Genomic DNA, 16953 nt, shown 5'->3' with positions numbered 1-16953 from the left:
TCGTCCGGGTTTTGTCGTTTTAAAATCTTTTACCCAACACCAGTATATTGCCCCGTAGCACAGCTGTAGCCTAACCAACGCTATCCAGCTAGCACCCTACCGAGCATTAAAGACGTCAGCTCTGCAAAACTTAGACACCAGTCTACTGTCACACAGATACGTGCGCTTTTATGCAGACACTCGTATTTAACTGTGCTGCAGTGGTACCAGCCAAGCATTGTAGGAGTTTCATGGCAGGATTAATTGCCCAAGGTTTCATTGACGATTTACTGAACCGCACCGACATAGTCGAGGTGGTAAGTTCGCGTGTGCAATTGAAAAAATCCGGCAAAAACTACACTGCCTGCTGCCCTTTTCACCAAGAAAAAACGCCCTCATTCTCAGTCAGCCAAGACAAGCAATTTTACTACTGCTTTGGCTGCGGCGCTGGTGGTAATGCGCTCGGCTTCATTATGGACCACGACCATTTGGAGTTTCCCGAAGCCGTGGAGGAGCTGGCGACGCGCGCAGGCGTGGAAGTCGAACGCGAAAAGACCAGCGGTGGACCACAAAAGCCCCGTAAACCAGTCGACTCGCCACTGTACGCGCTTCTAGCCGCCGCAAGCGACTACTATCGCGCTGCCTTAAAAAACCACCCTCAGCGTAATGCTGCCGTTAATTACCTCAAGGAGCGCGGCGTCAGCGGGATTATTGCCCGCGATTTTGCTTTAGGTTTTGCCCCGCCCGGCTGGGACAATCTGAGCAAGCATTTGGGCGGCGACAGCCTGCAGCAGCAAGCCCTAATTGATGCTGGATTACTGGTTGAAAATGTCGATAGTCAGCGCCGCTACGACCGCTTTCGCGACCGTATAATTTTCCCTATTCATGATTCGCGCGGGCGCATTATTGGCTTTGGTGGTCGTGTTTTAGGCGATGATAAGCCCAAATACCTGAACTCTCCGGAAACCGCAGTCTTCCACAAAGGCCAAGAACTGTACGGCCTCTATGAAGCGCGCAAATACAATCGCCAACTCAATGAAATTATCGTTGTAGAAGGCTACATGGATGTTATTGCCCTTGCCCAGCAAGGCTTGCGCAACGCCGTGGCCACCTTAGGCACAGCCACCAGTGAAGAGCATATCAAGCGCTTGTTTCGTGTAGTGCCCAATATTTTATTCTGCTTTGATGGCGATAGCGCTGGGCGCAAAGCCGCGTGGCGCGCGCTGGAAGCAACTTTAAGCAACCTCAAAGATGGCCAGCAAGCACGTTTTTTGTTTGTGCCCGATGGCGAAGACCCAGACAGCTTAATTCGCAGCGAAGGCCTAGAAGCCTTTCAAGCGCGCATCGCGCAACAAGCAGTCGCTTTAACCGAATATTTTTTCACGCATTTATCTGCCGAAGTGAACCTCGACTCGCTGGAAGGTAAGGCGCATTTAGCAACACTGGCCGCACCACTAGTTGAGCGTATTCCTGGAGCTAATTTACGCGCATTAATGCGCCAAAAACTAACCCATATTACGGGTTTGAGCAGCGCCCCAAGCGCAGATAACACCACCGCTCCAGCAGCCAACCTCGATCGAGCGACGCCCACGGAGTACGAGTACGATGGCGCAGATTTTGACGCTTACGCCCAATACCATGCGCAAGACTACTCAACACTGGCGCCGCAAGCGTCGCCACAGCCACCGAGCAAGCCCCGTCACAACGACAGCTCTTGGTCACGCACAGCCGGCTCCACACCTAAATCAAAGCGTGCTAAAGCCGCTGTAGAAACCCCGCACTTGGCCGCTTTGCGTACCCTGTTGCATCATCCACACCTAGCGCTAAAGGTTGATAACGCCAGCAAACTTGCTGCAGAAGATGACCTTTACGCACAACTGCTCGTCTCATTGTTGGAAGCGTTACAGAAAAGCCCCGACCTCAGCTCACTACAATTAATTACACGATGGCATGGCACCGAACAGGGCCACCTTTTGCGTGCGTTAGCTGAAAAAGAATGGCTCATTGATGCCGATAACCTTGAACAACAATTTTTCGACACCATAACTCGTCTAGCATCACGTCAACGCGATCGCCTTATTGAGCAACTGCTAAGCAAGGCCCGCTCTGATGATCTTTCTAGCGAAGAAAAACAACGCTTGCGTGAGTTGTTTGAACAGCATAACAATGCACCAAGTACCGCTGAAACTGGCAATTAAGCTGCTATATACAGTATAATATGCAATCTTAATTGCCGTTCGGCCCAGACCTTTCATGGATAGGGTGATATGTCCGCAAAATCACAACAATCTCGTTTAAAAGAATTAATCGCCCTCGGTCGCGAGCAGGGATACCTGACTTACGCTGAGGTCAATGACCACCTTCCTGAAGATATTTCTGATCCAGAACAGGTCGAAGATATTATTCGCATGATCAATGACATGGGAATTAATGTCTCTGAAGCTGCGCCTGATGCTGATGCCTTACTCTTGGCTGGTGCTGACACCGATGAAGCTGCTGCTGAAGAAGCCGCCGCGGCATTGGCTGCAGTGGAAACCGACATTGGCCGCACCACTGACCCTGTGCGCATGTATATGCGTGAAATGGGTACAGTTGAGCTTCTGACCCGTGAAGGCGAAATTGAAATTGCTAAGCGTATCGAAGAAGGTATCCGTGAGGTTATGGGCGCTATCGCTCACTTCCCAGGTACTGTCGCAGGTATTCTCAGTAGCTTCGACACCGCCATCACCGAAGGCACACGTTTAACCGATATATTTAACGGTTACATTGACCCTGATGATGAAATCGCTCAGCCCGCAGTTGTTGCGGCAGCGGCGGCGGCGAAAAGCACAGCAGCCGCGAAAAAAGCTGCTGATGACGATGAAGAGGAAGAGGACGACGAAGAGGAAGAAGAGGAAGAAGCAGGCGATGGCGGCCCTGATCCAGAGGTAGCCAAGCAGCGCTTTGGCGCAGTTGCTGAGCAACTTGCTAAAGTTGATAAAATTCTTCTCAAGCACAAGCGTAATAGCAAGCAAGCGGTCGCCGCTCTAGAAGAGCTTGGCCAGCTGTTTATGCCGATTAAACTCGTGCCTAAGCAATATGACGCTCTAGTGCTGCATGTGCGTAGCTCACTACACCGCATTCGTCAGCAAGAGCGCACCATTATGCAGCTTTGCGTACGTGATGCTCGCATGCCCCGCGCCGAATTCCTCAAGCAGTTTCCGGGCAATGAAGTGGACTTAGAATGGGCGGTAAAACTGAGCGAAGGTAAAGCTCGGTATGCAGCCAACTTAGTTCCATTGTTAGAAGAAATTCAGCGTAACCAACAAATCTTAATTGATTTGGAAGAAGAAACAACGCTAACCATTGCTGACATCAAAGACATTAACCGTCGCATGTCGATCGGTGAGGCCAAAGCTGGCCGCGCCAAGAAAGAAATGGTTGAAGCAAACTTACGTCTGGTTATTTCTATTGCGAAAAAATACACCAACCGTGGCTTACAGTTCTTGGACCTTATCCAAGAAGGCAACATTGGTTTGATGAAAGCTGTCGACAAGTTTGAATACCGTCGTGGTTATAAATTCTCAACCTATGCCACATGGTGGATTCGTCAAGCAATTACCCGCTCCATTGCTGACCAAGCGCGCACTATTCGTATTCCCGTGCATATGATTGAAACCATAAATAAACTCAATCGTATTTCACGCCAAATGCTCCAAGAGATGGGCCGTGAGCCTACTCCTGAAGAGCTGGGTGTGCGTATGGAAATGTCCGAAGACCGCGTCCGCAAGGTGCTCAAGATCGCCAAAGAGCCAATCTCTATGGAGACGCCCATTGGTGATGACGAAGACTCACACCTAGGGGACTTCATCGAAGACGCTACTATGCAATCGCCGATTGATATCGCTACTGTTGAAAACCTCAAAGAAGCCACTAAAGATGTACTTGGTGGCCTCACTGAGCGCGAAGCAAAAGTTCTACGGATGCGTTTTGGTATTGATATGAATACTGACCACACCCTAGAAGAGGTTGGTAAACAGTTTGATGTGACCCGTGAGCGAATCCGTCAAATTGAAGCCAAGGCGCTACGCAAATTGCGCCACCCATCACGCAGCGAGCATTTACGTTCCTTCCTTGATGAGTAAAACTAAAAACCCCCGATAATTTCGGGGGTTTTTGTTTGCGTCTTCGCAGCACACGGGTATAATCATGCGCTGCAACTGGGGCCTGTAGCTCAGTTGGTTAGAGCAGAGGACTCATAATCCTTTGGTCCACGGTTCAAGTCCGTGCAGGCCCACCATCTTCAAAGCCCCGCTTTTCGCGGGCTTCAAGCAATAGCAACAGCCCTCCAACACTAGAAATATCTGCATATAGCGACTGAGTTTGTTGCATGCACCGCTTCTGTAAGCACTCATTCATACTTGTACTGCATACATCTCCTGATGCAGCAAAAACACAGCAACGCTATAGCCAAGCAATCAGCGAGCAAACTAGAGCATTATCAGCATAGGACTGACCATAGCCCACAAACGGCTCAGGCAAGTGACTCATAGCCACATGCCTGCTTAGCTTGCATTAGGCTGCACCCTGCCTGTTAAATCAGCGACTCACCCTTAGCTCGGGCATTGCGCGCATCAATCACCACCGCTGTGCACAACACTATCAGCACCATGGCCGAAAGCACTGGCCAAATCATGACATACACTGTTAATCCAAATACCGACATCTTAAATCTCCTTAAACTTTCGCTTCTTTATGAAATTCAATGACCCGTTTATTAATCATATCAAAATCAAAATCAGGCGCTTTGCTGCGCAAGGTCATCAGGGTGCAAATAATAGTGCTCGCACCATAGGCTGTGAGCGAACTCAACAAAACAATATATTCGCGTAAAAATCCGACCGTAAAGAACACCAACACAATGGCGGCAAGGGTACCAAACAGCAAACCCGCGACTCTACCCAAAAACCCAAAGGTCATTAAGCCAATCACTACACCGCCACCTACCGCGGCAATCACTTCAAAAAAGACGGCTACTGGGCCTTCAATGGGCAGCCAGGAAAAACGCACAACTAGGAATAACAAGAATGACACCGCAACAGAAACAGTAAAGGCTGCGTTAGTCACCCGATTCCAATACAAGCTAGCGATCACTGGGAAAACAATCGAGCCCCAAAGTGCGCCAACAAAAATCAGCATGGATAAAATATCTAACTTTAAGCTGGCAAAAACAACACCTAAAAGTGCTGCCACAACCATGGTTAGACGCCCTACCCAAAGCATTTTTAATGGGTCTGGATTGTTTTTTGCCACATGCTTGGCGTAAATATCGGTCATTACAATTGCCGATAACGCTGACAAATCAGAGTCAGCAGTAGAAGATAGAGAACCAATCACCATAATAAACAGCATACCCACCATAATTGGTGATAAGTACGTGGCAGCCATTTGTGGGATTAAGTTATTTAAATCTCCATCAACCGGAGTAACGCCCGCCAATAGCGCGAGGAAACCTAGCATCCCCAAGCCAATCACAATGGCGCCATAGCCGATAGTGGCGGTAATAAAACTCGACTTGATCAAGTCCTCACGCACCGCAAATAAACGCTGAGCAATGGTTTGGTTGCCAATGGCATAGGCCAGCACGGCCACAAAGAAAGGTGCACCCTGCTCTAAAATTGCTGTAGTGGAAAAGATGTCTTGTTGTTCCAAAGTCAGATTAGGCATGCCTGTTGCAAATAACGTTGGCCCGCCTAACTTAAAGAAAATCAGCGGAATAATAATCACTGCGGCTAAAATCATTGCCACTAGCTGAGCAAAATCGGTAAAAACCGACGCTCGAAACCCCGACCAGAAGGTATAGGTCAGCACCCCAAAACCGGCAATCATGACACCCTGAACGAAACTCAATGGCGACAAAATACTCACCAAAGCACCCGCTGCAGTAAAGTTAACCATTAAGCTAATCACGCTACCCACCACGTTGGAGCCAGCCAGCACCATTTGACTGGAAGCACCGTGGCGCGCATGCATAATCTCAGCGAGGGTATGCGCATGGGGCGCTAACTTACGGAAACGTCGGCCAAAGGGGTAAATAAATAGAATCATCAGTGCGCCCCAAAATCCATAGTGGATCGCACCCGACACGCCATATTTATACCCGGAGCTGGCCGCAGCATAAAACGATGCTGCCCAAATCCAGGTTGCGGTCATACTCGCCGCTGACATGCCATAACCCACCGAGCCATTGGCCGTCATATAGCCATCAGCGTTTTCTTGTTTTTTACCGATGAGTAACGTTAAGAGGAAAGTTACACCGTAGAACCCAAGCAGGATCAATAGTGCACTCGTCATTGAAAACTGAAACATTCTTACTCCTTAGCGTCGCCAATTTGACAAGCAGAACGTATATTTCACGCACGGCGACTTTGAGCGACTCTACAGGATCAGCAAGATGAACCCTGTGAGTGCATAAAAAGAACTGCTGCTTTAGACGGATAAGACTAAATGCAATGCGCATTAGCCAAATAGCTACCAAACTGTATTGGAGCGTAACCCGCAGCCATAAGCCGGTAATTACCGGGAGATACACGAATGCTGCCTGTCAATTGCATTCGCGTCAGCCAGAAACAATAACACTATTGAGCCTAATAGCAAAATATTCACGTCAGTACAGGCATGCTAATCTGCTTCTAAATGACGGCTCTGCAATTACTTATTTAGGGCTAATGGGCGCGTCCAACGCTCTGACAACACAACACCAAACAAAGTTAAACCGCCACCCACTGCATGGTACAAAGACAGCGTTTCCGACAGCACCAATGCAGCAATAATGATGGTAAGAATCGGCATCAAATTAAAAAATACTGCTGTGCGACTGGGCCCCAGCGAGCGCACTGCACGCATCCACGCCAAAGGTGCAGCAATTGACGCAAACACACAGGCAAATAATATCAGTGGCAAGTTCGCGCTATTTAAGCCAGCTTTTTCTGAGAACCAGAACAGCGGAAACAGCACAATAATCGCTACTAACACTTGTAAATAAAGCAGTTGTAACGCAGGTATTTCCATCTGCCAATACTTCAATAAGGTGCTATACAGCGCATAGGCTAACGTCGCGATCAACATCATCGCATCACCCAGGTTAATACCCTGCTGCACTAAGCTGGCCAAGTTGCCCTGACTAATGACGATAAGCACCCCTAAAAATGAAAATATCGCCCCTACTATGGCCCCCATAGTTAAGCGCTGGCCCAAAGCAATAATAGCCATAGCCAAGGACATCATCGGCATCAGCGATAAAATGATGCCCATATTGGTCGCGGAGGTTTTAGGCGCAGCAAAGTAAGCAAGGCTTTGGTAAATCGCCATGCCCAGCACACCCAGCACAAATATCCTCAACAGATGTGGGCGAATATTAGCCCAATTGCGCAGTACCGGGCGCAATAGAAACGGCGTAAACAAAACTCCGGCAAACAGCCAACGATAAAACCCAACTTCAGCAGGAAAAATCACACCAACGGTCATTTTATTGACCACGGTATTGGCTGACCAAAATAGTACTGCCAACAGTGGGAAAGCGTACTGCACGTTAAGCATCCTGTTAAATGGGTGAGCCATTATCACCCTGTCTGAATAAATGACTATACTGATTTTCAGTCACTCAACCACAGATTGCAGACAACCGATGAGCCAAAGCACAAAAAACCACCTAAGAATCCCCGAGTTTGCTGAACTGCCAGCGCCTTTGTTCTTTCGCTACGATGAATTTGCCGCGCACAGCCATGCCCACCCCCATCGCCATCCTTGGGGTCAACTCAATTACAGTGCGCACGGGGTGATGCAATTAGAGGTTGCAGGTCAGCGCTTTATCTCGCCACCCAGCTATGGCATTTGGATACCACCACACGCCATACACAGCGCTTATAACCGTCACAGCATTGTGTACCGCTCGGTCTATCTGGATTTAAGCTTGTGCGCTGACTTACCACAACAAGCCTGCAGCGTAGTGATGAATGATATTTTAAAAGCCATTCTCAACAACTTCGCTGAGCGTGATGTGCAAATTCCACAGAGTGCCGCCGACCTGCGTTTAGGTCAGGTGCTGATTGATCAGTTGCACGCAGCAGCCATTGAACACAGCTACCTGCCCTATGCCAGCAGTACGCAAACCTCTTTTGTGGTGGACAGTTTACGCGCTGAACCCGGCAATGCTGACACCCTCGCACAATGGGCTGAACGAGTGTTTGTTAGCGAGCGTACTTTAGCTCGTCAGTTTATTCGTGAGACTGGTATCAGCTTTGGCGAATGGCGTCAGCGTTTACGTTTTTTGGCCGCTATTGAGCAATTGGAGACGCAGCAATCAATTAAGGAAATTGCTTTTTATTTGGGCTACAGCAGCCCTAGTGCCTTTATTAGTATGTTCCAGCGTCATGCCCAGTGCACGCCGGAGCAGTATCGCCGCCAGCGCTGCAACTCGCTTTAGATAGCATGACGAGTGGCCGCGCCTTGCTGTTTTGCGGCTTGAACAGCAGTCCATAGAAACGGCAGCAGCAACTTGCTGCCAGCCGCTGTAAAAAAGCCATACTTTATTAAGCGCGGCGCATTAATGGGCTGGCTTGATAAAGTCCGCATCGCTAAAATACTTGGCATAACTCTCCAGTGCACCAATCAGCTGTACAGCACCTTCACGCTTTTCTTCTATAGCGCTCGGTTTTTCCATAACCTGCGCACTGTCCAGCATACGGTGAATGACAATATGCAACTGCGCATCCGCGGCTGGCTCTAACTCGCAGTTTTCAATCATGTAGGCCACTTGCTGATTCACTTCTGCGGCCAATTTCTCGTAGCCGACGGCATCCAGCTGATTGTTATGAATAGCATCGTAAGCACTATTCACCGCTGCGCCAATGTCGCGCATAGCTTGGCGTAATGGGGCATCGGTTTGCCATTTTTGTCCTGCATTGAGCTGCAACTCAACGGTGTTTACACCATGGTGTTGATGTTCCGTAGCCATACTCGGTAGTGCAGTTAAGCTCATTGATACTGCTAAACCTAGTCCAGCCAAAGTCCATACAAATGAATATTTTTTCATCTTACTTCCCTCTTTTCTGTCTAAATTATCCAGCGTTTTGCTGCTTGCATTAGCACCTTAGCAACGAAGCTTAATGACAGCCTTGATCAGGCTTAGGAAAAGCGCGCACAAGCAAACCTGCCCCCTACAACAATGCAGCATTGTTGTAGGGGGCAATCAGCATCTGCCACTCTGCGCGAACATCGGCAACACAGAGCAGCGCGCCCTACATTTTGTAATCCATTGTGCGTACAATACGCGCTCGCTGCACCGAGCTTAGGTGCCTATGGTTCCCTCACCCCATTCAAAAAGGTGTCTTATGTTTGCTCTAACCGGCCCCCGTCAGCGGGCGGCGGTGGTGACGCTGATTGCGTTCCACATTTTTATTGTGATTGCCAGTAACTATCTGGTGCAGTTCCCCATGCAGCTATTTGGCTGGCAAACCACTTGGGGAGCTTTTAGCTTTCCCTTTATTTTCTTAGCTACCGATCTCACAGTGCGCTTACTGGGTAAGCAACCGGCTCGGCGCGTCATCGCTTATGTGATGCTGCCAGCGCTATTGGCTTCTTACGCCATATCGGTTTTATTCCAAGAGGGTATTTTCCGCGGTGCTGCGGCGCTACTGGTATTTAATAGTTTTATTTTGCGTATTTCTTTAGCCAGTTTTGCTGCTTATGCGGTAGGCCAACTGGCAGATATTCAGGTCTTTGACCGTTTGCGCCAGCTGAAGCAATGGTGGATCGCACCAACAGCTTCTACGGTGTTGGGCAATTTGCTCGATACATTTGTGTTTTTCTCGGTCGCTTTTTGGTACAGCAGCAACGCTTTTATGGCAGCCAACTGGGTCGAGATCGCCGTAGTGGACTACATCATCAAGATATTGATTAGCTTGCTGCTATTTATTCCACTGTATGGTTTATTGCTCAGTGCACTGTTGCGCTTTATGGGCGCACCAGCAACGGCAAAACCCAGCATTTGAAGCAAAACAACTTACCACACATAGGCTCGCCAGCTTTAAAAGAGCCGTATTACCGACTTGATCACAGCATCAGTGGTCAATAAGTACCGCGCAGGTGGCGTGGCAAGCAAAACCAGGGATGGCGCAGCACCCGAGTTGCGCCAGGAAGGCGCACTGAGGGAAAACGGCACTTGCACGGTACGGCATAGACATAGGCACAATAACGACTGCTTTTGATTTTAAATGACCAGAAAACGCGAAGTATGCTGTGCCTGCAGCTCAAAGCTTTTAGTGATTAAACTCATCAGTAAACAGAGTATCAAGATCTGGCTCGCCAGGAATAGCATGTTCTTCTGCTGCCCAAGCACCTAAATCAATCAACTTACAGCGCTCGCTACAAAATGGTCGTGAAGGGCTTTGCTCGCCCCACTCCACCGGTGTTCCACAGGTTGGGCAAGCAACCGTAGTCACTGCAGTCATTACTGGCCTCCTTTTAAAGTTAAATAGTACTCATGTAAACGTAACACTTCTCGCTCCAGCGTGGCCTTATCTGCAGCATTACACAACACATCGTCAGCATAGCGTAAACGCTCATCGCGCTTCATCTGAGTCTGCATAATCGCCCGCAACTGCTCCTCCGAAACCTGATCCCTTTGTAAAGCACGCACCACTTGCACCTCACTTGGCACATCCACCACCAAAACACGCTGCACATTTTTATATTGCCCCGACTCCACCAGTAATGGCGAAACCAAAATAGCATAAGGTGATTGCGCAGCAGCTAAATACTGACTGATTTCCGCACGAATCAGCGGATGCAGCAAAGCCTCTAACCATTGCCGCTGCTCCGGCTCCGCAAAAATATGTTCGCGTAAAACCGCACGATTGAGCTGCCCATCAGCCAGTAAAATAGCCTCACCAAAACGCTGCACAATCTGCTGTAGTGCAGGACGTCCCGGCTCGACCACCCAGCGCGCAGCATGGTCGGCATCAATCGTATCAATACCTAAACGCGCAAAAGCTTCAGCAGCAGCACTTTTCCCACTGCCAATACCACCCGTTAGCCCTAACACCCATGCTTTACTCAAAACCCCGCCCCTTTACGATGTGTACACTCATGCACTATTTAATTACAGGCTGGCAACTCAATCACAGCTTTAGTAGTGCTTAATCGGTTAATCTAAGCTACAAATTGCGTAACCTTAGCTGATAACAGCATCCAGCACTGCAGTCACTGCCGGCTGCCAACCATTACTCTAACTAACTTTATAGGGATTTAAACATGCTCCAGCACCTTTCCCGAGCTTTACTGGCTTTGCGCTGGCTCACCTTGAGCTTAATCACCGCCAGCAGCCTTAGCTTGGCCCAACCAGTTTTAGAAAGCAGTGAAAAGACCAACTACCTCAAACAGCTGCAACAGCAACACGCCACTAATAATGAACGCACGGCCTTGCTCGCGGAAGTGAATGCCTTGCTGTCGCAATATGCTTTACGCGCAGGTTATCAGGTTGGTCAGTCTAATCCACAGGATTTTTTATACAGTGTCAGCTTACAAAAACCTGGCGAACTACTCATTCGCGAAGAAATTCGTAGCAATCAAAATGCTGCTTTAGAAGTGCGCAGTAACCGCATAAATGTATTTGGCATTGATCCCTTTCTGAGCTACGCCTGCCCAGCACAAGGCATCCGCTGTGTGATTTTTGGCGATGATAAAAAGACCGCCATACTCACTATTGTTCGAGATCCAGAGGCAGCTAAACAGCTCGCCAAAGCTTTATCCTATTTGATCCGCAACCTACAACGCGGTTAAGGCTGGTCGCTACTGACTGCGCAGCTGCACAACACTCCATGCAACTGCGCAAAGTAACAGCTGTTCACTCAAGCGCTACGCTTTCCTAGCGCGGGAAAAACAAACGCTTTAACTCTGCCCCAGGGTCATTCGCGCGCATAAAGGCTTCACCCACCAAAAACGCATGCACATTGTTAATTTCCATAAGTTCAACATCGGTGCGCTGTAAAATACCACTTTCGGTAATCACTAAACGCTCTTCAGGAATGCGCAACAACAACTCTAAGGTAGTTTCTAAAGACACTTCAAAATTATGCAGATTGCGGTTGTTAATCCCCACCAAGGGTGTGTCTAAATGGGTCAGCACTCGATCCAGCTCCTCGCCATCATGCACTTCAGCAAGCACATCAAGCCCAACCTCTTTGGCAGTTGCAGCCAGTTCGCGCATTTGTTCATCGTCTAAACAGGCTGCAATGAGCAACACACAATCTGCACCCAGCGCCCGTGCTTCAACAATCTGATACGGATCAATCATAAAATCTTTACGAATAACGGGTAAAGAGCAAGCGGCGCGAGCTTCTTGCAAATAACGGTCAGCACCTTGGAAAAAATCAATATCAGTCAGCACTGATAAGCAAGTTGCACCACCTTGCTCATAACTTTTCGCCAACCACTCAGGCACAAAATCTTCACGCAAAACCCCTTTACTGGGCGAAGCTTTTTTAATTTCAGCAATGACTGCTGGTAATTTCTTCTGCACTTGCTGCTGCAAAGCACGAGCAAAACCGCGCGGTGCAGAAGCTTGCGCGGCTTGCGCCTGCAACTCACTGATGCTGACAACTTGTTTGCGCAGGGCGACTTCTTCATGCTTGCGCGCGACTATTTTTTCTAAAACAGTTGGGATACTCATAGGGTGGCAGCCTCCTGCTTAAACACGGAAGTAAAGGATACAAGTTCAACAAGCTTCTCTAAGGCAAGCCCAGTGTAGATAGTGTCATGGGCCCGCGCTACACCTTCTTTTAAAGTGCTGGCCACACCGGCCACATACAAGGCTGCGCCAGCATTAAGAGCAATCATTTCTGCCGCTTTGTGCGCGTAAGGCAACTCACGCTTACCTAAGGCATCCCGAATCAAAGTGTAAGACGCCGCTGCATCTGCCACTTCTAAACCAATTAACGACTGGCTATTAATGCCAAAATCTTCGGGCTGAATGCGGTACTCGGTAATCTCACCATGGTTTAACTCGGCAACAAAAGTTGGCGCACCTAAGCTGATTTCATCCATACCGTCTTGCGCATGCACCACCATCACATGCTTGCTGCCCAAACGTAATAGCACTTCCGCTAACGGGCGGCACAGCTGCTTGCTGAAGACACCAATGACTTGGTTTTTCACCTGCGCAGGGTTACTCATGGGGCCCAAAATATTAAATAAAGTACGCAAACCCAGTTCACGACGCGGACCACTGGCATGCCGCATGGCACCATGGTGTGCGGGTGCATACATAAAGCCCACGCCCACAGTATCAACACAGCGCTTAACCTGTTCAGCGCTAAGGTCCAAATATACTCCTGCAGCCTCCAGCAAATCGGCACTGCCACTTTTGCCCGACACCGCACGGTTACCATGTTTTGCCACCTGAGCTCCGGCGGCAGACACCACAAAAGCGGCAGCTGTGGAAACATTAAAAATATTCATCCCATCGCCGCCAGTCCCGCAGGTATCCACCAGGTGCTCACCGGCAATATCCACAGGTTCAGCCAGCTCACGTAACACCTGCACAGCACCAACAATTTCATCGATGCTTTCACTCTTCATACGCATGGCCACTAAAAAACCGCCAACTTGCGCTTCAGTGCATTGCCCGGTCATGATCTGCCGCATCACCGACTGCATCTCTGCAGTACTTAAATCCAAATGACCCACTGCTCGATTCAGCGCTTCTTTAATATCCATTAACGTCGCCCTCCCGTTTGTTTTAAAAAGTTAGCCAGCAAAGCATGGCCTTGCTCAGTCAAAATTGACTCAGGGTGAAACTGCACCCCCTCAATGGTTAATCTGCGGTGCTGTACCCCCATAATGACGTCCATTTCCCCCTGCTCTGTTTGCGTCCAAGCGGTAACCAATAACTCTGCTGGCAAGCTACTGGGTGCCAACACTAAAGAGTGGTAGCGGGTGGCCGTCAGCGGATTATTTAAGCCACTAAACACCCCTTGATTGCGGTGATAAACCGGACTGGTTTTACCATGCATAGGCTGACTGGCCCGCACTACATCACCGCCAAATACCTGCCCAATACTTTGATGCCCTAAGCACACGCCAAGAATCGGCACTTTACCAGCGAAGGCTTGAATCGCTGCCAAGGAAACGCCGGCCTCATTTGGAGTGCAAGGCCCTGGTGATATCACCACCTGCGCAGGCTGCATGGCCAACAATTCAGGCACAGTGTATTCATCATTACGCACCACCTTAACCTTCGCCCCCAGCTCAGCAAAATACTGCACCAAGTTCCAAGTGAAAGAGTCGTAATTGTCGATCATTAGCAGCATGACAGCAGGTCCTTAGGCGATTAAGGGATCAAGTTATAAGATCAAAGCAGCTCTTTACGCAGCTGCGCTGGGCTTTTCGGTGACAACAAACCTGGAGCAATATCAAATACAGTTTTCGCGCCAATATCATTTAAACGCGCTAGACGATGCACCGCACGCGCATAGGCCACCAGCACACTGGAGGTAAACTCTGGGTTACTGCCCAGCGCCAATGAGTACTCAATGGTTTGCTTGGTATTCACACCGGTGTTACCGCTGCGAATGACAAAGCCGCCATGGGGCATGCTGCTGTGTTCTGTCTTGAAGGTTTCTTGATCAATAAAGTTGACCACAGTGTCGTAGTCCGCAAAGTAGTCGGGCATGCTGACAATGCTCTCGCGCACCACATCAGCATCAGCACCCTCGGCCAACACCACAAAGCACTCGCGGGTATGCTTTTCACGGGTACTCAGCTCGGGTTGCTCACCGGCACGTACTCGCGCCATGGCATTTTCAGAGGGCAGCGTATATTGCACAGCGGACTGTACTCCCGGTACACGACGCACTGCATCAGAATGCCCCTGACTTAAACCTTTGCCCCAAAATGTATAGGTTTCACCTTCCGGCAAAATAGCTTCGCCATATAAACGGTTCAGTGAGAACAGACCTGGATCCCAACCCACCGATAACATGGCTACACGGCCGGCATCACGGGCTGATTGATCCAACGCCTCATAATACTCAGGCACTTTAGCGTGAGTATCAAAGCTGTCGACAGTGTTAAAAAACTTAGCTAAATAAGGGCCTTGCTCTGGCAGATCAGACTTGGATCCGCCACACAAAATCATCACATCCACATCATCTTGATATTGTTCGATATCAGCCATGGCATAAACCGGCGTACTGCTATCTAACAGTTTCACGCTACTAGGTTCACGACGGCTGAACACACCAACCAAACGCATGTCTGGGTTTTGCGCCAGCGCTGCTTCAACGCCACGTCCTAAATTGCCATAACCAGCAATTGCTACTCTGATTCGATGAGACATTTCGACCTACCTTTGCGTTAACACATCAATTTATTAAAAATACCCAGCCGCTTACGGCTTACTTTTCTCCGCCAAAGCCACCGCTTTAAACATGGCGCGGCGCTTATTTAGAGTTTCTTCCCACTCCAACTCTGGCTGCGAATCGGAGACAATACCGGCGCCAGCTTGAACATGCAGTTGACCGTTTTTAATCACCGCAGTACGAATAGCAATGGCGGTATCCATATTGCCATTCCATGCCCAGTACCCCACGGCGCCACCGTACACCCCTCGTTTCACTGGTTCGAGCTGATCAATAATTTCCATCGCCCGTACTTTCGGTGCGCCGGATAACGTACCTGCCGGTAAAATCGCCCGCAAAGCATCCATAGCGCTCAGCTCACTGCGTAACTCTCCAGTGACATTGGAAACGATATGCATGACATTCGAATAGCGTTCAATAATCATTTTCTCAGTGACTTTGACACTACCGGTATCTGCTACTCGCCCTACATCATTACGCCCTAAATCAATCAGCATTAAGTGCTCAGCCAACTCTTTTTTATCGGCTAACAGCTCTTGCTCAAGGGCATTATCTTCTTCTTCAGTGGCACCACGAGGACGGGTACCGGCAATGGGACGCACTGTGACTAAGCCATCTTCAACCCGCACTAACACCTCTGGCGAGCTGCCCACCACATGAAACTCAGCCAAGTTAAAGAAGTACATATAAGGGGTTGGATTAAAACAGCGCAGTGCTCGATACAAATCAATTGGTGCCGCGGTAAAAGGCACGGACATACGCTGCGAAATGACCACCTGCATGCAGTCACCAGCAGCGATGTAGTCTTTAATCTGCAACACTGCTTTTTGATAATCTTCACGACTGAAGCTTGAGGAAAACTCTGGCTCAGGGGCATCAAGCGCATTGAGATCGACACCTGAGCGTGGCGTCAATGGTTTGCGCAACTGTTCACTCAGCAGTTCCAACTCAAGCACACCCTGCGCATAAGCATCCGGTTTGCTCGGATCAGCCAAGACAATTAAATGCGACTTGCCGGACAAGTTATCAAAAACCACCACAGCATCGGAGACCAACAATAATATATCTGGAGTGCCCAGCGGATCAGGATTGGGGCACTCGGCTAAGCGCTGCTCCACATAGCGCACACTGTCATAGCCAAAGTAACCGACTAAACCGCCATTAAAACGTGGCAAGCCCGGCAAAGTTGGCACTTGATAACGTGCTTTAAATTGCTCAACAAAATCTAGCGGGTCCTCAACCTCAAGGTCCTCGACCACCCGCTCATGGGTAATCACCCGTACCCGCTGACCATCAACCCGTAAACGAGTGCTACTGGGCAAACCTATAATAGAAAAGCGCCCCCATTTCTCACCGCCATGGACAGATTCCAATAGGTAAGAATAAGGTGCATCAGCGAGTTTTAAGTAAATTGAGAGAGGGGTATCAAAATCGGCCAGCGTTTCGCGCGCCAAAGGAATACGGTTATAGCCTTCTGCAGCTAAGCGCAAAAATTCTTCGTGGGTCATATCAGCCTCGTGGCAAGAGGGGGAAAAGGGATAATCACAAACAATGTCGCCACAATGGCAACCAAAAA

Annotated in this window: 16 protein-coding genes and 1 tRNA gene; 6 read left to right on the top strand and 11 right to left on the bottom strand. The window is 49.2% G+C overall.

What is annotated here, in order from left to right:
• Positions 1 to 230: 230 nt before the first annotated feature.
• The 3 genes from dnaG to O6P33_RS03570 all read left to right on the top strand — a co-directional run bounded on the left by dnaG (position 231) and on the right by O6P33_RS03570 (position 4258).
• The gene (gene dnaG, locus O6P33_RS03580; RefSeq protein ID WP_269818876.1) at positions 231 to 2177 is read left to right on the top strand and encodes a DNA primase; all 1947 of its coding nucleotides are present in this window, start codon (positions 231 to 233) and stop codon (positions 2175 to 2177) included.
• 69 nt (positions 2178 to 2246) lie between these two features.
• Positions 2247 to 4103 carry an RNA polymerase sigma factor RpoD gene (gene rpoD, locus O6P33_RS03575; RefSeq protein ID WP_269818875.1) on the top strand — a complete coding sequence of 619 codons (1857 nt, stop codon included), beginning with the start codon at positions 2247 to 2249 and terminating at the stop codon, positions 4101 to 4103.
• A 78-nt stretch (positions 4104 to 4181) separates the two neighbouring features.
• Positions 4182 to 4258 (top strand) — tRNA-Ile (locus O6P33_RS03570).
• Positions 4259 to 4552: 294 nt separating this feature from the next.
• Here the strand turns inward: O6P33_RS03570 and O6P33_RS03565 are convergent.
• From O6P33_RS03565 to O6P33_RS03555, 3 genes are all read right to left on the bottom strand, one after another.
• Positions 4553 to 4684, bottom strand: coding sequence for a putative transporter small subunit (locus O6P33_RS03565; protein WP_269818874.1), 132 nt, complete (start codon positions 4682 to 4684; stop codon positions 4553 to 4555).
• Positions 4685 to 4695: 11 nt separating this feature from the next.
• A complete protein-coding gene (locus O6P33_RS03560; RefSeq protein WP_269818873.1) occupies positions 4696 to 6327 on the bottom strand; it encodes a sodium:solute symporter family protein in 1632 nt (543 codons plus the stop codon).
• Between the two features lie 342 nt (positions 6328 to 6669).
• Positions 6670 to 7548 carry a DMT family transporter gene (locus O6P33_RS03555; protein WP_269818872.1) on the bottom strand — a complete coding sequence of 293 codons (879 nt, stop codon included), beginning with the start codon at positions 7546 to 7548 and terminating at the stop codon, positions 6670 to 6672.
• Positions 7549 to 7645: 97 nt separating this feature from the next.
• On the opposite strand from O6P33_RS03555, the gene O6P33_RS03550 reads away from it, so the two are divergent.
• Complete coding sequence (locus O6P33_RS03550) at positions 7646 to 8443, top strand: AraC family transcriptional regulator (protein ID WP_269818871.1); 798 nt, start codon at positions 7646 to 7648, stop codon at positions 8441 to 8443.
• A 120-nt stretch (positions 8444 to 8563) separates the two neighbouring features.
• Here the strand turns inward: O6P33_RS03550 and O6P33_RS03545 are convergent, their stop codons facing one another.
• Positions 8564 to 9052, bottom strand: a complete 489-nt coding sequence (locus O6P33_RS03545) for a hypothetical protein (RefSeq protein ID WP_269818870.1) — start codon at positions 9050 to 9052, stop codon at positions 8564 to 8566.
• 298 nt (positions 9053 to 9350) lie between these two features.
• On the opposite strand from O6P33_RS03545, the gene O6P33_RS03540 reads away from it, so the two are divergent.
• The gene (locus O6P33_RS03540) at positions 9351 to 10010 is read left to right on the top strand and encodes a 7-cyano-7-deazaguanine/7-aminomethyl-7-deazaguanine transporter (protein ID WP_269818869.1); all 660 of its coding nucleotides are present in this window, start codon (positions 9351 to 9353) and stop codon (positions 10008 to 10010) included.
• A gap of 267 nt (positions 10011 to 10277) precedes the next feature.
• Here O6P33_RS03540 and yacG read toward each other — a convergent pair whose 3' ends face one another.
• Together yacG and coaE are read right to left on the bottom strand one after the other, a co-directional pair.
• Positions 10278 to 10469: a DNA gyrase inhibitor YacG gene (gene yacG / locus O6P33_RS03535; RefSeq protein WP_269818868.1), complete on the bottom strand. Its 192-nt coding sequence runs from the start codon at positions 10467 to 10469 to the stop codon at positions 10278 to 10280.
• Positions 10469 to 11077, bottom strand: coding sequence for a dephospho-CoA kinase (coaE, locus tag O6P33_RS03530; protein WP_269818867.1), 609 nt, complete (start codon positions 11075 to 11077; stop codon positions 10469 to 10471). Before coaE ends, yacG begins: the two co-directional genes overlap by 1 nt.
• A 194-nt stretch (positions 11078 to 11271) precedes the next feature.
• On the opposite strand from coaE, the gene O6P33_RS03525 reads away from it, so the two are divergent.
• The gene (locus O6P33_RS03525; protein ID WP_269818866.1) at positions 11272 to 11799 is read left to right on the top strand and encodes a hypothetical protein; all 528 of its coding nucleotides are present in this window, start codon (positions 11272 to 11274) and stop codon (positions 11797 to 11799) included.
• A gap of 85 nt (positions 11800 to 11884) precedes the next feature.
• On the opposite strand, the gene trpC is transcribed toward O6P33_RS03525, so the two are convergent.
• The 5 genes from trpC to trpE are packed head-to-tail and all read right to left on the bottom strand — an operon-like array spanning position 11885 to position 16885.
• Positions 11885 to 12688, bottom strand: a complete 804-nt coding sequence (trpC, locus tag O6P33_RS03520; RefSeq protein ID WP_269818865.1) for an indole-3-glycerol phosphate synthase TrpC — start codon at positions 12686 to 12688, stop codon at positions 11885 to 11887.
• A complete protein-coding gene (trpD, locus tag O6P33_RS03515) occupies positions 12685 to 13734 on the bottom strand; it encodes an anthranilate phosphoribosyltransferase (protein WP_269818864.1) in 1050 nt (349 codons plus the stop codon). Before trpD ends, trpC begins: the two co-directional genes overlap by 4 nt.
• Positions 13734 to 14327, bottom strand: a complete 594-nt coding sequence (locus tag O6P33_RS03510; protein WP_269818863.1) for an anthranilate synthase component II — start codon at positions 14325 to 14327, stop codon at positions 13734 to 13736. The genes trpD and O6P33_RS03510 overlap by 1 nt, the downstream gene beginning before the upstream one ends.
• 41 nt (positions 14328 to 14368) lie before the next feature.
• Positions 14369 to 15355 (bottom strand): diaminopimelate dehydrogenase, encoded by a 987-nt coding sequence (locus tag O6P33_RS03505; RefSeq protein ID WP_269818862.1) that lies wholly within the window; start codon positions 15353 to 15355, stop codon positions 14369 to 14371.
• Positions 15356 to 15406: 51 nt separating this feature from the next.
• Positions 15407 to 16885, bottom strand: coding sequence for an anthranilate synthase component I (gene trpE, locus O6P33_RS03500; protein WP_269818861.1), 1479 nt, complete (start codon positions 16883 to 16885; stop codon positions 15407 to 15409).
• Positions 16886 to 16953: the final 68 nt, after the last annotated feature.

Origin of the sequence: Denitrificimonas caeni, assembly GCF_027498055.1 — a bacterium.
GTDB lineage: Bacteria > Pseudomonadota > Gammaproteobacteria > Pseudomonadales > Pseudomonadaceae > Denitrificimonas.
Note: the sequence above shows the minus strand (reverse complement) of the source record. Positions and strands in the feature narration are given on the sequence as shown.